The organism is Mycobacterium sp. IS-836, assembly GCF_001954275.1.
In the GTDB taxonomy this organism is placed as follows: Bacteria; Actinomycetota; Actinomycetes; order Mycobacteriales; family Mycobacteriaceae; genus Mycobacterium.
In genome coordinates, this window is record NZ_MBEU01000021.1 from 22,584 (window position 1) to 41,121 (window position 18,538).

15 protein-coding genes and 1 riboswitch are annotated in these 18,538 nt (G+C 68.3%); of the genes, 12 read left to right on the forward strand and 3 right to left on the reverse strand.

Annotated elements, in window-relative coordinates; all coding sequences use genetic code 11:
- Positions 1–65: 65 nt before the first annotated feature.
- Complete coding sequence (locus A5747_RS08140) at positions 66–1,985, reverse strand: ABC transporter ATP-binding protein/permease (protein ID WP_076123153.1); 1,920 nt, start codon at positions 1,983–1,985, stop codon at positions 66–68.
- 95 nt (positions 1,986–2,080) lie between these two features.
- On the opposite strand from A5747_RS08140, the gene A5747_RS08145 reads away from it, so the two are divergent.
- The 12 genes from A5747_RS08145 to gcvP all read left to right on the forward strand — a co-directional run bounded on the left by A5747_RS08145 (position 2,081) and on the right by gcvP (position 15,455).
- Complete coding sequence (locus tag A5747_RS08145; RefSeq protein ID WP_076123156.1) at positions 2,081–3,718, forward strand: acetolactate synthase; 1,638 nt, start codon at positions 2,081–2,083, stop codon at positions 3,716–3,718.
- Between the two features lie 25 nt (positions 3,719–3,743).
- Positions 3,744–6,080 carry an accessory Sec system translocase SecA2 gene (secA2, locus tag A5747_RS08150; protein WP_076123158.1) on the forward strand — a complete coding sequence of 779 codons (2,337 nt, stop codon included), beginning with the start codon at positions 3,744–3,746 and terminating at the stop codon, positions 6,078–6,080.
- A gap of 127 nt (positions 6,081–6,207) precedes the next feature.
- A complete protein-coding gene (locus tag A5747_RS08155; RefSeq protein ID WP_076123161.1) occupies positions 6,208–6,807 on the forward strand; it encodes a CDP-alcohol phosphatidyltransferase family protein in 600 nt (199 codons plus the stop codon).
- Positions 6,800–7,723, forward strand: a complete 924-nt coding sequence (locus tag A5747_RS08160; RefSeq protein WP_076123437.1) for a DUF881 domain-containing protein — start codon at positions 6,800–6,802, stop codon at positions 7,721–7,723. Before A5747_RS08155 ends, A5747_RS08160 begins: the two co-directional genes overlap by 8 nt.
- 16 nt (positions 7,724–7,739) lie before the next feature.
- On the forward strand, positions 7,740–8,072 hold the full coding sequence (locus A5747_RS08165) for a small basic family protein (protein ID WP_076058102.1): 333 nt from the start codon (positions 7,740–7,742) through the stop codon (positions 8,070–8,072).
- Between the two features lie 16 nt (positions 8,073–8,088).
- Positions 8,089–8,967: a DUF881 domain-containing protein gene (locus A5747_RS08170; protein WP_076123163.1), complete on the forward strand. Its 879-nt coding sequence runs from the start codon at positions 8,089–8,091 to the stop codon at positions 8,965–8,967.
- A 25-nt stretch (positions 8,968–8,992) separates the two neighbouring features.
- Complete coding sequence (gcvH, locus tag A5747_RS08175; protein ID WP_076123165.1) at positions 8,993–9,391, forward strand: glycine cleavage system protein GcvH; 399 nt, start codon at positions 8,993–8,995, stop codon at positions 9,389–9,391.
- Positions 9,392–9,586: 195 nt separating this feature from the next.
- Positions 9,587–10,063 (forward strand): glycogen accumulation regulator GarA, encoded by a 477-nt coding sequence (gene garA / locus A5747_RS08180; RefSeq protein ID WP_369805035.1) that lies wholly within the window; start codon positions 9,587–9,589, stop codon positions 10,061–10,063.
- Positions 10,063–10,818 carry a MerR family transcriptional regulator gene (locus A5747_RS08185; protein ID WP_076123167.1) on the forward strand — a complete coding sequence of 252 codons (756 nt, stop codon included), beginning with the start codon at positions 10,063–10,065 and terminating at the stop codon, positions 10,816–10,818. The genes garA and A5747_RS08185 overlap by 1 nt, the downstream gene beginning before the upstream one ends.
- Positions 10,819–10,877: 59 nt before the next feature.
- On the forward strand, positions 10,878–11,372 hold the full coding sequence (locus tag A5747_RS08190) for a bifunctional nuclease family protein (RefSeq protein WP_036469133.1): 495 nt from the start codon (positions 10,878–10,880) through the stop codon (positions 11,370–11,372).
- 312 nt (positions 11,373–11,684) lie between these two features.
- Positions 11,685–12,311, forward strand: a complete 627-nt coding sequence (locus A5747_RS08195) for a MerR family transcriptional regulator (RefSeq protein WP_076123169.1) — start codon at positions 11,685–11,687, stop codon at positions 12,309–12,311.
- A 52-nt stretch (positions 12,312–12,363) separates the two neighbouring features.
- Positions 12,364–12,461: riboswitch (glycine riboswitch) on the forward strand.
- Positions 12,462–12,620: 159 nt separating this feature from the next.
- Entirely contained in the window at positions 12,621–15,455 is a 2,835-nt protein-coding gene (gene gcvP, locus A5747_RS08200) for an aminomethyl-transferring glycine dehydrogenase (RefSeq protein WP_076123171.1), read from the forward strand.
- Here gcvP and A5747_RS08205 read toward each other — a convergent pair.
- Positions 15,452–16,312, reverse strand: a complete 861-nt coding sequence (locus A5747_RS08205; protein ID WP_076123174.1) for a haloalkane dehalogenase — start codon at positions 16,310–16,312, stop codon at positions 15,452–15,454. The two genes, gcvP and A5747_RS08205, sit on opposite strands and share 4 nt — an antisense overlap.
- A 73-nt stretch (positions 16,313–16,385) precedes the next feature.
- Positions 16,386–18,533: a substrate-binding domain-containing protein gene (locus A5747_RS08210; protein ID WP_076123176.1), complete on the reverse strand. Its 2,148-nt coding sequence runs from the start codon at positions 18,531–18,533 to the stop codon at positions 16,386–16,388.
- Positions 18,534–18,538 lie beyond the last annotated feature (5 nt).

Genomic DNA, 18,538 nt, shown 5'->3' on the forward strand with positions numbered 1-18,538 from the left:
CCCCTCCAGAATTACAGCCTCGGCGCGAGACGGCCTCGCCGGGCCGGAGCCCACGCGGCGACGCGCTAGACCGGCGCCGGCTCCTTTTCCACCGGCCCGAGTCGCCACTGCCCATCGCCGAGCAGCTGGAGCTGTTTTTCGTGGTGCTGCTCCACGGTGTGCCGGTGGCTGACGCTGACCACGACGCAGTCCGGCAGCTCGCTTCGAAGTAACTGGTAGAGCGCGAATTCCAGGCCCTCGTCCAGCGCCGAGGTGGCCTCGTCGAGAAATACCGCCCGCGGCCTGGTGAGCAAGATGCGCGCGAACGCGACGCGCTGCTGCTCGCCGGGGGAGAGCACCTTCGCCCAATCCTGCTCCTCGTCGAGCCGGTCATAGAGCGGGGCCAACGCGACCTTGTTCAGCACATCGCGCAGGACGCCGTCCGCGATGTCGTCGGGAGAATTCGGATAGCACACGACGGTGCGCAGCGAGCCCAGGGGCACATACGGCAACTGCGACAAGAACATCGTCGCGTTGTCACCCTCCGGGCGGCACAGCGTCCCGGAGGCGTACGGCCACAGCTCGGCCAGGCTGCGCAGCAGCGTGGTCTTGCCGGCGCCGGAACGGCCGGTGATCACCAGCGCCTCCCCGCTATCCAGTTGCACGTCAAGCGAATCGATCAACTGATCGCCGGCCGGTGTGCGCACTTCGACGCCGGCGAGCTCGACGGCGACCTCTTGACTCGGCTTGACTAGCACCGCCGGCAGTTCGCGCCCTTGCGCGTTGGCGTCGACGAGCCCGTGCAACCGGATGATCGCCGCCCGGAACGCCGCGAACGCGTCGTAGTTGTTGCGGAAGAACGACAGCGAGTCGTGAATCTCGCCGAATGAGGTCGCCGTCTGGCCGACGTCGCCGAAGGCGATCTGGCCGGCGAACAGTCGCGGCGCCTGAATTATCCACGGCAGCGGCACGATTGCCTGCGACATCGACCAGTTCCATCCGTTGAAAATGATGGTCCGGCGGACGAACCTGCGGTAGTTGGTGATGACCGGGGTAAAGCGCCCCATCAGTTGCGTTCGCTCCACTCGCTCGCCGCGATAGAAGCCCACCGCCTCGGCGGCATCGCGCAACCGCACCAGCGCGTACCGGAATGCCGCGTTGAGCTTCTCGTTGTTGAAGCTGAGCCAGATCAGCGGACGCCCCAGCCAGAACGCGACGACGGTCGCGATGAAGACGTAGACCACGACGACCCAGAACATCGCGCGCGGCAGCGTGAAGCCGAAAATGTTCAGGCCGCCCGAGAGGTTCCAGAGGATCGCCGCGAACGAAATCACCGAAGCCACCGCACGCACGGCGCCGAACAACAAGGTGTTCTGCGTCTCGTTGGACGGGATGTTGGGGGTCGGACCGACCCCGGCCGTGAAGATGTCGACGTCTTGTTGGATCCGCTGATCCGGGTTGTCGATGGTGTTGTCGATGAACAGATCCCGGTAGTAGGCCCTGCCGTCGAGCCAGTCGTCGGTGAGGTGGGCGGTCAGCCAGACACGCCACGCGATAATGAAGCGCTGCGTCAGATAGATGTCGACCAGGATGCGGGCGATGAAGATGGTTGCCAACACACTGAAATGCCACAGCGACATCCAAAAGCCGTGAATGCCAGAGTTTTTCACCCTGGCGTCGCCCGCCGCGATGCCTTCGAACGCGGTCTGCAGGGATGTGAACAGATCGTTGCTCTGGTAACTCAGCAGCACGGCGAGGCGCACGGACAGCAGGACCAACAGCAGCAGCACGCCCAGCATCAGCCAGACCTTGACGGCCTGCGGACCGACGAAGTAACCCCTGGTGATCCGCCAATACTGGCGGCCCCAGACGGTCACATACCTGATCACGACCAGCACGACGATCAGGCACACGGCACTGATCGCCCAGGCTTCGCCCAGCCATCGCAGGGAGTCATGGAGCGCAGCCGACCAGTTGATGGATTCCTTGAACGGCTTGGGGTCCAACTTCGACGTCTCCTTGCTACCGAGGCATCCGGCGGAGCCTCATGGTGGACACTTCCCCGCGAAATTACCCGAGGCGGTGTGGATAGGCTGCCTGGATGAGCATCGACGCTCCGTCCAGCCAGACCGTGCATGCCGGCCGGCTCATCGCACGCCGGCTCAAAGCCAGCGGAATCGATACCATTTTCACGTTGTCCGGCGGCCACCTGTTTTCCATCTACGACGGCTGCCGTGACGAGGGTATCCGGCTGATCGACACCCGGCACGAGCAGACGGCGACATTTGCCGCTGAGGGCTGGTCGAAGGTGACCAGGGTCCCCGGCGTGGCCGCGCTCACCGCCGGTCCGGGCGTCACCAACGGCATGAGCGCGATGGCAGCCGCGCAGCAGAACCAGTCACCGCTGGTGGTGCTCGGCGGCCGCGCCCCCGCCGGACGCTGGGGCATGGGTTCGCTGCAGGAGATCGACCACGTGCCGTTCGTGGCGCCGCTGGCTCGTTTCGCGGCCACCGCGCAATCCGCCGAGGCTGCGGGCCTGCTCGTCGACCAAGCGTTGCGCGCGGCCGTCGGTGCCCCCTCGGGCGTGGGATTCGTCGACTTCCCGATGGACCACGTGTTTGCCGTATCCCAGGACGCCGGCCGACCCGGCGCTCTGGCCGATGCGCCGCCGGGCCCGGCTCCCGACGGCGCGGCGCTCGAACGCGCCGCGGACCTGCTCGCCACGGCACACCGGCCGGTGATCATGGCCGGCACCAACGTGTGGTGGGGGCACGCGGAGGCGGCGCTGCTGCGTCTCGCCGAAGAGCGGCAGATCCCGGTGCTGATGAACGGGATGGCCCGCGGCGTGGTGCCGGCCGACCACCCGTTGGCGTTCTCGCGGGCCCGGGCCAAAGCGCTTGGCGAGGCGGACGTGGCGCTGGTCGTCGGCGTGCCCATGGATTTCCGGCTGGGATTCGGCAAGGTGTTCGGGCCGCAGACCCAGCTCGTCGTGGCGGATCGTGCCGAACCGGCCCGCGACCATCCGCGGCCCGTCGCGGCCGGTCTCTACGGCGACCTCACGTCGATCCTCTCGGCGCTGGCCGGACCGGGGGAGCATCGGGACTGGATCGCCGAGCTGCGCACGGCCGAAACCGCGGCGCGACGCTCCGAAACAGCCGAACGGGGCGACGACCGCACGCCGCTGCACCCGATGCGGGTGTACGCCGAGCTGGCCCCCCTGCTGGACCGCGACGCCATCGTGGTCATCGACGCCGGCGATTTCGGGTCCTATGCGGGCCGCGTGATCGACAGCTACCTGCCGGGGTGCTGGCTGGACAGCGGACCCTTCGGCTGCCTGGGTTCCGGCCCCGGCTACGCCCTGGCCGCCAAGCTGGCCCACCCCGACCGCCAGGTCGTCCTGCTGCAGGGTGACGGCGCTTTCGGGTTCAGCGGCATGGAGTGGGACACCCTGGTCCGGCACCACGTGCCCGTCGTGTCGGTGATCGGCAACAACGGGATCTGGGCCCTCGAAAAGCACCCGATGGAGGCGATTTACGGCTATTCGGTGGTGGCGGAGTTGCGTCCGGGCACGCGCTACGACGAGGTCGTCCGCGCGCTGGGCGGCCATGGTGAGCTGGTGTCCGCGCCCGCCGAGCTGCGGCCCGCGCTGGAGCGTGCCTTCGGCAGTGGCATGCCCGCCGTCGTCAACGTGCTTACCGATCCGAGCATCGCCTACCCACGCCGGTCCAACCTGGCATAGCTCGCCCACCGCGTACCGTTGACCTGTGCCAAAGACCACCCGCGCTGAACCTGGCCGGCTGAGCAGCCGATTTTGGCGGCTGCTGGGCGCCAGCACTGAAAAGGACCGAAGCCGTTCGCTGGCTCAGGTGACCGCCTCGTCGGAGTACGACGAGGAGGCCGCCGGCCTCACCGACGAGCAGCTGCGCAAGGCGGCGGGGCTGCTCAACCTCGACGACCTCGCCGACTCCGACGACATCGCGCAGTTCCTCGCGATCGCCCGGGAAGCCGCCGAACGGTCAACGACGTTGCGCCCGTTCGATGTTCAGCTGCTTGGCGCGCTGCGCATGCTTGACGGCGACGTGATCGAGATGGCCACCGGTGAGGGTAAGACGCTGGCCGGGGCCATCGCGGCGGCCGGGTACGCGATCGCGGGCCGGCACGTGCACGTGGTGACCATCAACGACTACCTGGCGCGCCGCGACGCCGAGTGGATGGGGCCGCTGCTGGAGGCGATGGGCCTGACGGTCGGCTGGATCACCGCGGAGTCGACCAGCGAGCAACGCAGGGCCGCCTACGACTGCGATGTCACCTATGCCTCGGTCAATGAGATCGGCTTCGACGTGCTGCGGGACCAGCTGGTGACCGACGTTGCCGACCTGGTGTCGCCGAATCCCGATGTGGCCCTTATCGATGAGGCCGACTCGGTTCTGGTCGACGAGGCGCTGGTGCCGCTGGTGCTGGCCGGCACGACGCACCGGGAGACCCCGCGGCTGGAGATCATCAAATTGGTCGGCGAGCTCGTCGCCGAAACCGACTACGACACCGACGCCGACAGCCGCAACGTGCACCTGACCGAGGTCGGCGCGCGCAAAGTGGAGAAGGCGCTCGGCGGCATCGACCTCTACTCCGAGGAACACGTCGGCACCACGCTCACCGAGGTCAACGTGGCGCTGCACGCCCATGTGTTGCTGCAGCGCGACGTGCACTACATCGTTCGAGACGACGCCGTGCACCTGATCAACGCCGCGCGCGGCCGCATCGCGCAGCTGCAGCGCTGGCCCGACGGCCTGCAGGCCGCCGTCGAGGCGAAGGAGGGCATCGAGACCACCGAGACCGGCGAGGTGCTCGACACCATCACGGTGCAGGCGCTGATCAACCGCTACACCACGGTGTGCGGCATGACCGGCACCGCGCTGGCCGCCGGTGAGCAGCTGCGCCAGTTCTACAAGCTCGGAGTGTCACCGATTCCGCCCAATGAGCCCAACATTCGCGAAGACGAGTCCGACCGGGTCTACATCACCGCCGCCGCCAAGAACGACGCGATCGTCGCGCACATCGCCGAGGTGCACGAAACCGGCCAGCCGATGCTGGTCGGCACCCGCGATGTCGCCGAATCCGAGGACCTGCACGAGCGGCTGCTGCGCCGCGGCGTGCCCGCGGTGGTGCTCAACGCCAAGAACGACGCCGAGGAAGCGCAGGTTATCGCCGAGGCCGGCAAATTCGAGTCGGTCACGGTCTCCACGCAGATGGCGGGGCGCGGTACCGATATCCGGCTGGGCGGATCCGACGAAGCCGACCACGACAGGGTCGCCGACCTGGGCGGGCTGCACGTCGTCGGCACCGGCCGGCATCACACCGAGCGGCTGGACAACCAGCTGCGCGGGCGTGCCGGACGGCAGGGCGACCCCGGCTCGTCGGTGTTCTTCTCCAGTTGGGAAGACGACGTCGTGGTGGCCAACCTCGACCAGAACAAGCTGCCCATGGAAACCGACGAGGACGGCCGGATCGTCAGCCCCAAGGCGGCCGGGCTGCTCGATCACGCCCAGCGCGTCGCGGAGGGCCGGATGCTCGACGTGCACGCCAACACCTGGCGCTACAACCAGCTGATCGCCCAACAGCGCGCCATCATCGTCGACCGGCGAAACACGTTGCTGCGCACCACAACCGCGCGCGACGAGCTCGCCGAGCTCGCGCCCAAACGGTATGAAGAGCTCGCCAAGGCGATGCCCGAGGACGAGGCCGACGAACGCCTCGAGACGATCTGCCGGCTGATCATGCTGTATCACCTCGACCGCGGCTGGGCCGACCATCTGGCGTACCTGGCCGACATCCGCGAGAGCATTCACCTGCGCGCGTTGGGCCGGCAAAATCCGCTGGACGAGTTTCACCGGTTGGCCGTCGACGCGTTCGCCTCGCTGGCCGCGGATGCGATCGAAGCGGCGCAGCAGACGTTCGAAACGGCAAACGTGCTCGAAGAGGAGCCCGGGCTGGATCTGTCGAAGCTGGCCCGGCCGACGTCGACGTGGACCTACATGGTCAACGACAACCCGCTCTCGGATGACACGCTCGCGACCCTGAGCCTGCCCGGGGTATTCCGCTAGGCCGACGGCCCAGGCCCCCAACGTGCGTCCAGCCGCACGCTGGTGCCCGTGTGTGCGGCCAGCCGCACGCTCGCCAGGCGTGGTCCGCGCTGCGGACCACATCGTCTCCCGGCTAAGGTCACGGCTCATGGAGCACGTGCCTCCGCCCGACCGGGTACTGACCGTGCCCAACTTGCTCAGCGCCATCCGCCTGGCGCTCATCCCGGTGTTCGTCTACGCGCTGGTGTTCGCGCATGCCGACGGTTGGGCGGTGGCCATCCTGATGTTCAGCGGCGCCTCCGACTGGGCCGACGGCAAGATCGCGCGGGCGCTGAACCAGTCGTCGCGGCTGGGTGTCCTGCTGGACCCGGCGGTCGATCGTCTCTACATGGTGACCGTGCCCGTCGTCATGGCGATCGGCGGAGTCCTGCCGTGGTGGTTCGTCGTCACGCTGCTGGTGCGCGACGGGCTGCTGGCCGCGAGCCTGCCGCTGCTGCGAAGCCGCGGGCTGTCGGCGCTGCCGGTGACGTACGTCGGCAAGGCCGCCACCTTCGCCCTCATGTCCGGTTTCCCGCTCGTCCTGCTGGGCACCTGGGACGCGTTGTGGAGCCGCGTGATCGGCGCCATCGGATGGGCCTTTTTGATCTGGGGCATCTACACCTACCTGTGGGCGTTCGTGCTGTACGTGGTGCAGCTGACGTTGGTCGTGCGCCGGATGCCCACGCTCAAAGCGGGTGCGCATGGCTGAACCCGACCGCCTGCTCGGCGGCTACGACCCCAACGCCGGCCGCAGCGCCCACGAGGCGGCCCGCCCGACGCTGATCCCGGTGCCGTCGCTGCTGCGCGCCCTGCTGTCGGAACATCTGGATCCCGGGTATGCCGCCGCGGCCGAAAAATGTAGTCGCACTGCCACACCCCGGACCGCGCGGGCGCGCGTCTTCGGTTGGCTCTGGCAGGCGCTCGCGGCGATGCTGGTCGCCACCGTGTTCGCCGCGGCGGTCGCGCAGGCCCGCTCGGTCGAACCCGGTGTGCGCTCCGCCCAACAGCTGCTGGTGCGCAGCGTCCGCTCGACCGAAGACACCGCGGCCCGGCTGTCCAAGCGGCGCACCGCGCTCTCGGCTCAGGTCGACGATGTGCAGCGACACGCGCTGGCCGACAACGCCGAGGGACAGCGGCTGCTCACCCGTCTGGACGCGCTCAGCCTGGCCGCGGCCAGCACGCCGATCATCGGCCCCGGCCTGACCATCACCGTGACCGAGCCCGGTGCCAGCCCGAATCTTTCCGACGTGTCCAAGCAGCGAGTGACCGGCAGCCGGCAGATCATCCTCGACCGCGACCTCCAGCTCGTCGTCAACTCGTTGTGGGCCAGCGGCGCCGAAGCCATTTCGGTCGGCGGGGTTCGGATCGGGCCGAACGTAACGATCCGGCAGGCCGGGGGAGCGATCCTCGTCGACAACAACCCCACCGGCAGCCCGTACACCATCCTCGCGGTCGGGCCGCCGCGCTCGATGCGCGACGTCTTCGACGGCAGTCCGGGCCGACAGCGTCTTAGGCTGCTGGAGATCTCCTACGGCGTCGGCGTCACCGTGAACGTCTCCGACGGTCTGTCGCTGCCTGCCGGGTCGGTCCGGGAAGTCAAGTTCGCCAAACAGATTGGGCCCTAGTGAGAAAAGTCCTCGCATGATCGGTATCGCGGCGCTGGCGCTCGGCATCGTGCTGGGTTTGGTCTTCCATCCCGCCGTGCCCGAGGTCGTCCAACCGTATCTGCCCATCGCGGTGGTCGCCGCGCTCGACGCGGTGTTCGGCGGGCTGCGCGCCTACCTCGAGCGGATCTTCGACCCGAAGGTTTTCGTGGTGTCGTTCGTCTTCAACGTCTTCGTGGCGGCGCTGATCGTCTACGTCGGCGATCAACTGGGTGTCGGCACGCAGTTGTCCACGGCCATCATCGTCGTGTTGGGTATCCGCATTTTCGGCAACGCGGCCGCGCTGCGGCGACGGCTGTTCGGGGCGTGACGACTGTGAGGTCAGCGTGAGCCAGGAGCCGCCAGAGGACGCCCGCGACGAAAGTCGTGACGCGCCAACCCGGCACGGCCTCTCCGAAGGTGAGCACAAGGCCGACGACGCCCAGCGCGGCCGCCACGAATTGCCGTCGGATCGCCCGCGCCCCGAGATCGGGTCGGTGCAGCGGACCGGATGGTCCGGGCTGCTGCGGGCCGGGCGCTCCCGGCTCTTGTTCGGAATACTGGCGGCCCTGCTGTGCCTTGTTCTGGGGCTCGCCATCATCACCCAGGTCCGCCAGACGAAATCGGGTGACTCGCTGGACACGGCGCGCCCCGCGGACCTGTTGGTGCTGCTGGATTCGTTGCGGCAGCGCGAGGCCACGCTGAACACCGAAGTTGCCGAACTGCAGAACACACTGAATCAACTGCAGGCGTCGGGCAACACCGACCAGGCCGCCATCCAAAGCGCTCAGGCCCGGCTGGCCGCGCTGTCCATTCTGGTCGGCTCCGTCGGCGCCACCGGGCCTGGCGTCACCGTCACGATCGACGACCCCGGCCCCGGGGTGTCACCCGAGGCCATGCTCGACGTGATCAACGAGTTGCGGGCCGCCGGCGCCGAGGCGGTCGAGACCAACGATGCCCATCAGTCGGTACGGGTGGGCGTCGACACCTGGGTGGTGGGCACGCCCGGCTCGTTGATGATCGACGGCAAGACACTGTCGCCGCCGTATTCGATTCTGGCGATTGGCGATCCGCCGACGCTGGCCGCCGCGATGAACATTCCGGGCGGCGCGGAGGACAGCATCAAGCGCGTCGGTGCGCGGATGTCGGTGCAGCAGGCCGACCGGGTCGACGTGACAACCTTGCGACAACCAAAACCGCACCAATACGCTCAGCCCGTCAAGTGAGCACCCCGACCAGAACAGGAACACCGTGAGCGATATCCCGGCCGAGCTGCACTACACCGCCGAACACGAGTGGGTTCGCCGCAGCGCGGACGACACCGCGCGGATCGGGATCACCGACTTCGCCCAGTCGGCACTCGGCGACGTCGTCTTCGTTCAGCTGCCCGACGTCGGCACCGAGCTGGTCGCCGGCGAATCGTTCGGCGAGGTGGAATCGACGAAATCGGTGTCGGACCTCTACGCGCCGGTGTCGGGGACGGTCACCGCCGTCAACTCCGATCTGGACGGCAGTCCGCAACTGGTCAACTCCGACCCGTATGGCGCCGGCTGGCTGGTGGATGTGCAGGTTTCCGACGCCGCCGGGCTCGAGTCGGCCATCGCCACACTGCTTGACGCCGAGGCCTACCGCGGGACACTAACCGAATGACGATTGCTAATGTCCCTGCAGCCTGTCGATCGCGCAGTGGTGGGGACATCGCCGACCGGTGCGCGGTACGGTCAAACGGATCACAATGAGAACGCAGTTATCGGCAGTACGAGGCAAAGCGCCTAGTGGGGAGCCGGCCGAGCGGCCCGGTCAGACAACGCCACAGCGGCCAGTGAGGAGCAGCGCGTGACGGACATGGACTCAGGGAAAGAGCAGGACCAGAACGCTGACGAAGTCACCGTGGAGACGACTTCCGTTTTCCGTGCCGACTTCCTCAACGAACTGGACGCTCCCGCGCAAGCGGGAACCGAGAGCGCGGTATCCGGCGTCGAAGGCCTGCCCGCGGGTTCGGCTCTGCTGGTCGTCAAACGGGGACCGAACGCCGGCTCACGCTTCCTGCTCGACCAGGCCATCACGTCAGCCGGCCGGCACCCTGACAGCGACATCTTCCTCGATGACGTCACCGTGAGCCGCCGCCACGCCGAATTCAGGTTGGAAGGCAACGACTTCCAGGTCGTCGATGTTGGTAGCCTCAACGGCACCTACGTCAACCGCGAGCCGGTGGATTCGGCGGTGCTGGCGAACGGTGACGAGGTGCAGATCGGAAAGTTTCGTCTGGTGTTTTTGACCGGACCCAAGCAGGGTGACGACGAGGGAGGATCTTCAGGCTAGTGAGCGCGCCCGATAGCCCGGCGCTGGCCGGGATGTCGATCGGGGCGGTCCTCGAACTGTTGAGGCCGGATTTCCCCGATGTCACGATCTCCAAGATTCGCTTCTTGGAGGCCGAGGGACTGGTGACGCCGCAACGTGCTGCCTCCGGATACCGCAGGTTCACCGCGTACGACTGCGCCCGGCTGCGCTTCATCCTTACCGCTCAGCGCGATCATTACCTGCCGCTGAAGGTGATCCGGTCACAGCTGGACGCGCAGCCCGACGGCGAGCTGCCGCCGTTCGGATCGCCTTACGGTGTACCGCGATTGGTGTCGGTCGCCGGCAGCGATGCCGCATCCGCCGGCGGCGAGGCCGGCTCCGATCCGGCCGCGGTGGCGCCCACGCGCATCCGGTTGAGTCGCGAAGAGCTGCTGGAGCGCTCCGGTGTGGACGAGGGGCTGCTGACCGCGCTGCTCAAGGCCGGGGTGATCACCACCGGTCCGGGCGGGCTGTTCGACGAACACGCTGTGGTGATCCTGCAGTGCGCACGCGCCCTGGCCGACTACGGCGTCGAGCCGCGGCATCTGCGCGCCTTCCGGTCGGCGGCCGACCGGCAGTCCGATCTGATCGCCCAAATCGCCGGGCCGGTAGTCAAAGCCGGCAAGGCCGGCGCTCTCGATCGCGCGGACGACCTGGCGCGTGAGGTCGCGGCACTCGCTATCACTTTGCATACCTCGCTGATCAAGTCTGCCGTTCGCGACGTTCTGCATCGCTGAGGACTAGACTTTCGTTCGATAGCTTGGCGTTCGGGTGCATGTGCGGAGGGCAGACACAGATGGGCGAAGTTCGTGTTGTCGGCATTCGCGTGGAGCAGCCGCAGAACCAGCCGGTGCTCTTGCTGCGCGAGGCCAACGGTGACCGCTATCTGCCGATCTGGATCGGCCAGTCCGAGGCGGCCGCCATTGCGCTCGAGCAACAAGGCGTGGAACCACCCCGGCCGCTGACGCACGATCTCATCAGGGATCTCATTGCAGCGCTTGGGCATTCGCTGAAAGAGGTGCGGATCGTCGATCTGCAGGAGGGCACTTTCTACGCTGACCTGGTCTTCGACCGCAACATCACGGTGTCGGCGCGCCCCTCGGATTCGGTGGCCATCGCGCTGCGGGTCGGCGTCCCGATCTACGTCGAGGAGGCGGTACTCGCCCAGGCCGGTCTGCTGATCCCCGACGAGAGCGACGAGGAATCCAACACCGCCGTCCGCGAAGACGAGGTGGAGAAATTCAAGGAGTTCCTCGACAGCGTGTCGCCCGACGATTTCAAGGCCACATAACCTGGCTATCCCATCGGGTTTGGGAAGCCGCAGGTAGCGGCGTCCCGCCGGTGGCCCGGGCAATCGGCGCGGGCGGCCACTAAGGTGGACAGCGACATCACGGATGCATCTCATCTGGGCCCGCGATGTCGACACGCCTGGCGGATAGCGCGCCGACTCACCCCTGCGGCGGCCATACTTTGATGACGACTAAGGCGCGGCGGCTGTCGGAAAGCGTAAGCTCTCTAGCACTCGGGCCTGAGCAAACATGGCTGCCGAGGCAGCCTGCGAACGCAGCTAGTTAACGAGCGCGATCGGCGAGAGGAACGAACCGTGAGCGAGCAGCCACGTCAAGAGCAGCTGGACCTAGCCGACCACGCGGACGCCACGACCGACCGCAGCGCCACCGCGCCGAGCGTGGCCGTGCAGCCCGGACTGTTCCCCGACGATTCCGTGCCCGACGAGCTGGTCGGCTACCGGGGGCCGAGCGCATGCCAGATCGCCGGAATCACCTACCGCCAGCTGGACTACTGGGCGCGCACCTCGCTGGTCGTTCCGTCGATCCGCAGCGCGGCGGGGTCCGGCAGCCAGCGGCTCTACTCCTTCAAGGACATCCTGGTTCTCAAGATCGTCAAGCGCTTGCTCGACACCGGGATCTCGCTGCACAACATCCGCGTCGCGGTCGACCATCTGCGCCAGCGCGGCGTCCAGGATCTGGCCAACATCACCCTGTTCTCCGACGGCACCACGGTTTACGAGTGCACCTCGGCCGAAGAGGTCGTCGACCTGCTGCAGGGCGGCCAGGGCGTGTTCGGCATCGCGGTGTCCGGCGCGATGCGCGAGCTGACCGGCGTCATCGCGGACTTCCCCGGCGAGCGTGCCGACGGCGGCGAATCGATCGACGCCCCGGAAGACGAGCTGGCGTCCCGGCGCAAGCACCGCGACCGCAAGATCGGCTAACCCCGCGCGATCGCGGACATCTGGGGGCGGCCGAGTAAGCTGGGGCACGCATCGCCCTCGCGCGGGAGAGTTCCGTGATTGCCAGTCACGGACGCCGAAGGAGCAACACCTCTCCGTCAACCTCTCAGGCACCCGGACCGCGCAAGACAACGATGCCTCTGGAAAGCGGTGTGACCGGCAGCGGTCGCACCCGCCGATGGGGAAAGGCGCCGCCGAGTTCAGCGGCGCCGAATCTCTCAGGCACCCGGCGACCGGGTGAAGACAGAGGGAGAGGGCCGCTCGTCCCTCTGCCCTGTCAGGAGTTCGCCAGTGTCCGACCAGTCAACTTTCGCCGCCCGGCACATCGGCCCCGATAGCCCGGCTGTCGCGGCCATGCTCGCCGTCATCGGCGTCGACTCGCTCGACGCGCTGGCGGCCAAGGCGGTCCCGACCGGCATTCTCGACAAGCTCGCCGACGGCGCCGCGCCGGGTCTGGACGCGTTGCCGTCGGCCGCGAGCGAGGCCGAGGCGCTGAGCGAGCTGCGGGCGCTGGCCGACGCCAACACCATCGCGGTGTCGATGATCGGGCAGGGCTACTACGACACGCTCACGCCGCCGGTGCTGTTGCGCAACATCATGGAAAACCCGGCCTGGTATACGGCCTACACGCCGTATCAGCCCGAGATCAGCCAGGGCCGGCTCGAAGCGCTGCTGAACTTCCAGACCATGGTCGCCGACCTCACCGGCCTCGAGGTTGCCAACGCGTCGATGCTCGACGAGGGCACCGCGGCCGCCGAGGCGATGACGTTGATGCACCGGGCCGCTCGTGGCGCGGCCAACCGGCTGGCCGTCGACGTCGACGTCTTCGCGCAGACCGCCGCGGTGCTGAGCACCCGAGCCAAGCCGCTGGGCATCGACATCGTGACCGCCGACCTGCGCGATGGCCTGCCCGACGGCGAATTCTTCGGTGTGATCGCCCAGCTGCCCGGTGCCAGCGGCCGGATCACGGACTGGTCGGCCTTGGTCCAGGAGGCGCACGACCGCGGCGCGCTGGTCGCCGTTGGCGCCGACCTGTTGGCCCTCACGTTGATCAAGCCGCCCGGCGAGATCGGTGCCGACGTCGCGTTCGGCACCACCCAAAGATTCGGTGTACCAATGGGATTCGGCGGCCCGCACGCCGGATACCTGGCTGTGCACGCCAAGCACGCCCGTCAGCTGCCGGGCCGGCTCGTCGGGGTGTCCGTGGACGCCGACGGATCCCCGGCCTACCGGCTCGCGCTGCAGACCCGCGAGCAGCACATCCGCCGCGACAAGGCGACCAGCAACATCTGCACCGCGCAGGTGCTGCTGGCGGTGATGGCCGCCATGTACGCCAGCTACCACGGCGCCGACGGCCTGACCGAGATCGCGCGGCGGGTGCATGGCCACGCCGAGGCGATCGCCGCCGGGTTGGGCTCGGCGGCCGACGCAGCGCTGGTGCACGACAAGTACTTCGACACCGTGCTGGCGCGCGTCCCGGGGCGCGCCGACGCGGTGATCGCCGCGGCCAAAGCCAAGGGCATCAACCTGTGGCGCGTCGACGCCGACCACGTGTCGGTGGCCTGCGACGAGGCCACGACCGCAGAGCACGTCGCGATTGTGCTGGGCGCGTTCGAAGTTCAGGCCGCCGAACCTGCCCGCGCCGACATCGCGACCCGCACATCGGAGTTCCTGACGCATCCCGCGTTCACGCAATACCGCACCGAGACCGCCATGATGCGCTATTTGCGCACTCTGGCCGACAAGGATATTGCGTTGGACCGCAGCATGATTCCGCTCGGATCCTGCACGATGAAACTCAACGCCGCCGCCGAGATGGAGCCGGTCACCTGGCCGGAATTCGCTCGCCTGCATCCGTTCGCCCCGGCATCCGACAGCGCGGGATTGCGGCGGCTCATCGCCGACCTGGAGAGTTGGCTGGTCCAGATCACCGGTTACGACGCGGTCTCGCTGCAGCCCAACGCCGGCTCGCAGGGCGAGTACGCGGGCCTGTTGGCGATTCACGACTACCACGCCGACCGCGGCGAGCCGCACCGCGACATCTGCCTGATCCCGTCCAGTGCCCACGGCACCAACGCCGCATCGGCGGCGTTGGCCGGGCTGCGGGTGGCGGTGGTGGCCTGCCGCGACAACGGCGACGTCGACCTCGACGACCTGCGCGCCAAGGTCGCCGAGCACGCGGACCGGCTGGCGGCGCTGATGATCACCTACCCGTCGACCCACGGCGTGTACGAGCACGACATCGCGGACATCTGCGCGGCCGTGCACGACGCCGGCGGCCAGGTCTACATCGACGGCGCCAACCTCAACGCGCTGGTCGGCCTGGCGCGGCCGGGCAAATTCGGCGGCGACATCAGCCACCTGAACCTGCACAAGACGTTCTGCATCCCGCACGGCGGCGGCGGACCCGGCGTCGGGCCGGTGGCGGCGCGCTCGCACCTGGCCAAATACCTGCCGGGTCACCCCTACGCGCCCGAGTTGCCCGGCGGTCGGCCGGTGTCGTCGGCGCCCTACGGGTCGGCCTCGATCCTGCCGATCACGTGGGCCTACATCCGGATGATGGGCGCCGACGGATTGCGGGCGGCATCACTGACGGCGATCGCCTCGGCCAACTACATCGCCCGGCGCCTCGACGAATACTTCCCGGTGCTCTACACCGGCGAGAACGGCATGGTCGCCCACGAATGCATCCTGGACCTGCGCGGCATCACCAAGTCGACCGGCGTCACCGTCGACGATGTCGCAAAACGGTTGGCGGACTACGGTTTCCACGCGCCGACCATGAGCTTCCCGGTGGCCGGGACGCTGATGGTGGAGCCCACCGAGAGTGAGAGCCTGACCGAAGTCGACGCCTTCTGCGAGGCCATGATCGCCATCCGCCGCGAGATCGACCGGGTCGGCAAGGGGGAGTGGCCCGTCGACGACAACCCGTTGCGGGGCGCCCCCCATACCGCCGAGTGCCTGGTGGTCTCGGACTGGGATCATCCGTATACCCGCGAACAGGCCGCCTACCCGCTCGGCAAGGCGTTCCGTCCCAAGGTGTGGCCGCCGGTGCGTCGCATCGACGGCGCCTACGGGGACCGCAACCTGGTCTGCTCCTGCCCGCCGGTGGAGGCCTTCGTCTAACCGAAGCGGTCGGCGATCGCCGCGGCGATCTGCTCGGGGGCGTCCTCCTGGATGTAATGCTTGGCCTCGGGCAGCTCGACGACGACATGGTCGGGGAACGTCGCGCGCATCCGCGGAAGGTTCGGGCCCGGCGGAAAGGCGACGTCCTTCATGCCCCACACCAGCAGCGCGGGCTTAGCGCCCAGCTTGGCCGGCACCTCCGCGGCAAGCCGTCCAAGCAGCGGGTGGGCGGCCAGGATCTGCTTGGGCATCTCGGCCACGCCTTTTCGCGCCTCGGAGCTGGGCTGCACACCGCGGTAGTGCGCCATCACCGCGGCGCTGGGCCGTCGCGCCGTTCCCGCCGGGATCAGCCGTTCGACGAAGAAGTTGTGCCGCAGGATCGCGTACTGCATCGGTGGACTGCCCATGACCCGGCTGAACGCCTTCGTCGCGAAAGTGTCCGCCGGCCAGAACCAGGTGTTGCCCAGCACGACTCCGCGCACCCGGTCGGCGCGCTCGACCGCGACGGCCATGCTGATCGGCCCGCCCCAGTCCTGGCCCATGCTCACGTAACCGTCCAGGCCGAGGTGGTCGAGGAACTCGCCGACGACCCTTGCGTGCTCGTCGATTTTGTAGCCGAATCCCTCCGGCCGATCCGAGAGCCCGAAACCGAGGTAATCCGGTGCGATGCAACGGAAGCGGTCGCGCAGCGCGACGATGATGTCGCGGTACAAAAAGCTCCAGGTCGGGTTGCCGTGGCAGAACAGGATCGGTGGCCCGGCCCCCTCGTCCACGTAGTGCATGCGGCCGCGCGAGCTGTCGAACCAGCGCGACTCGAACGGGTACAGCTGTGGGTCGGGAGTGAAATCGATGCGCATTACCCCTCCTCGGATGGCGCTCCCGATGGTATGCCCACGGTGTGACATCTCCGAGTCGGAGATTCGCCGAGCGCTAGCCCAGATATTGAGCGATCGCCGTGCCGAGGTCGGGGGAGGTCGACGTCGAAAGGTTCTGGTAGCTGCCGCCGCTGAGCTGGGCGACGGCTTCCCACGTCGCACGGTCGGGGTCCGCGCCGAAGTCGATGACGTTGACCACGATCGGTTTGGCCGGGTCGGCGCCGGTGCGGATGAAATTCTGCAACCCCGCGCCGTCCAGGGTTTGGTCGGTGTGCGGCCCCGCCGTGATCACTAGTATCGAATTAGGTTGTCCGGCAACATATTTGGCCTGCATCTCCTGGTAGAGCATGCGCAGCGTGGTGAACGACACCGCACCCCCGGCCGATGCGGATTGCTTGTCCAGCGCCGCGGTCAGCGCCGCCGAGCGGGGCTGGCCGTTGACGGGGTCGGACAGCGGACCCGCGGCAACCTCCGATCGGCCCTCGCGCCCGTCGAACGTCCACAACCCCACGACGGCGGTGGGCGGCAGCGCCTTGATCCGGTCGCTCAGCGCACCAACCACGTTGGCCAGCCGCGACTTTCCGCCCTCCTCGCTGGGCATCGACTGGTCGAGCATGATCGTCGCGGCCAACCCGCTTGACGGCGCGGACATGGCGTCGGCGAGTGTCGCGCGCATCGCGTCATCGCCGACCGACAGCGTGGAGGGCAGCGCGGGAAAACCGGTCACCGCGCTGGCCGGCGGCTTGACACCGTTGACCCGGAAGCCGGCCTTGGCCAGCTTCGCGAGCTGCTCGGGCCTGCGCATGAAGTGGGTGAACTCGCTGGCCGCCGAGCTCTGTTCGTGCGTGAGCCATGAGCCGCCGAGCAACACGGTGGGGTAGTCGGCGACGGCCGCGGGCCCGGGCGGTAGCCAGGAACCCAGCGTGTTCTTGGCGTCCGGCAGCGATTGGCCACGCTGGAACAGCTGCTGCTCGGTGGTGACGACGGCGTGCACCGGCGCGGATGCCGCGTCACCGGGCTTGAGGAGCGTGTTCATCGCCTCCGTCAGCGAATTGTCCGCCAATTTCGGTTGGGCGCTGGTCAAGCTGCGCAGGGCGGCAGTGCCCTGGGTCGCGGGCGCGCCGGCCGGCGCCGACGCGGCCGCCACCGCCTCGCCGGCAAGGTAGGCGGCGTCGCTGTTGCCGTTGGTCGGCAGTGCCAGCCGTAGCGATCCCCACGCGGGCAGGTTCAAGCCGGCCAATGCGTTCGGGTTGGTTTGCAGGCCGGGCAGCGTCGCCCAGCTCTGATTGGCCAGAGCCGGCTGGAGCTCGGGCCGCACGGCGAGCATCACCGGCGAGCTGACCAGCGACCGGCTGTCGCTGATCGTTTTCTGGCCCGCGGCCGCGGAGAGCCGCGCCGCCGACACGGAGCTGGCCGGAATCCACAACGCCGGCTGGCCGCCCAGTTCGGCGGGCCACTTGCCGATGAAACCGGCGACGACGGCGTCGGTGCCGGCCGGTTTGACACTGACCTGCATGCAGTGGTCGCCGACCGGACCCGCCGTCGAGTTGTAGCTTTCCGCGAACTGCTGCACCGGATCGGCCAGCGACGGGTCGACGACGACCGGGACCGTCTCTTTGCCTCCGACGCAGCGTGCGGCGGCCGTGTGCGAGCGGTTGGACAACACGTCGCCGAAGAAGCTCCACAGGATCACGGTGCCCACCACCACCACGACGGCGACGAGGGCGACGATGACGCCGATGCTGACCCCACGCCGTCCGCCGGCGCTGCGGTGACCGCCCCGCCAGTCGCCGAGTCCCCGATGGCCGCCGGTCGGCGGGTCCGATCGCTCCGCGCTCGCCGTGCTCGCCGTTCGGGGCGGAAATTCCGGATACTCGCCGGCGGCATCGACCGCGAAGGCGTCGTCCGCCGGGTAGGCATCCGCGTCGTCCGCCGGGTAGGCATCCGCGTCGTCCGCGAATTCCTCGTCGGCGTAGTCGTCCTCGGCGGCGCCGAAGTACTCCTCGTCGGCGTAGTGACCCGCGTCCCGGTAGCGGCGGTAGTCGCTGAAGCTGCCCGGCGTGTCGGTTTCCTGACCGGCGCTCAGATGACGGCCGCTGTCCTCGCCGGCGTATAGATCATCGGCGTACGGATCGTCGGCAACGTAATCGTCAACGGGCTCGTCGCCGGAGTCTTCGGGGTCGGGCAAACTGTGCCTACCCATGCCGG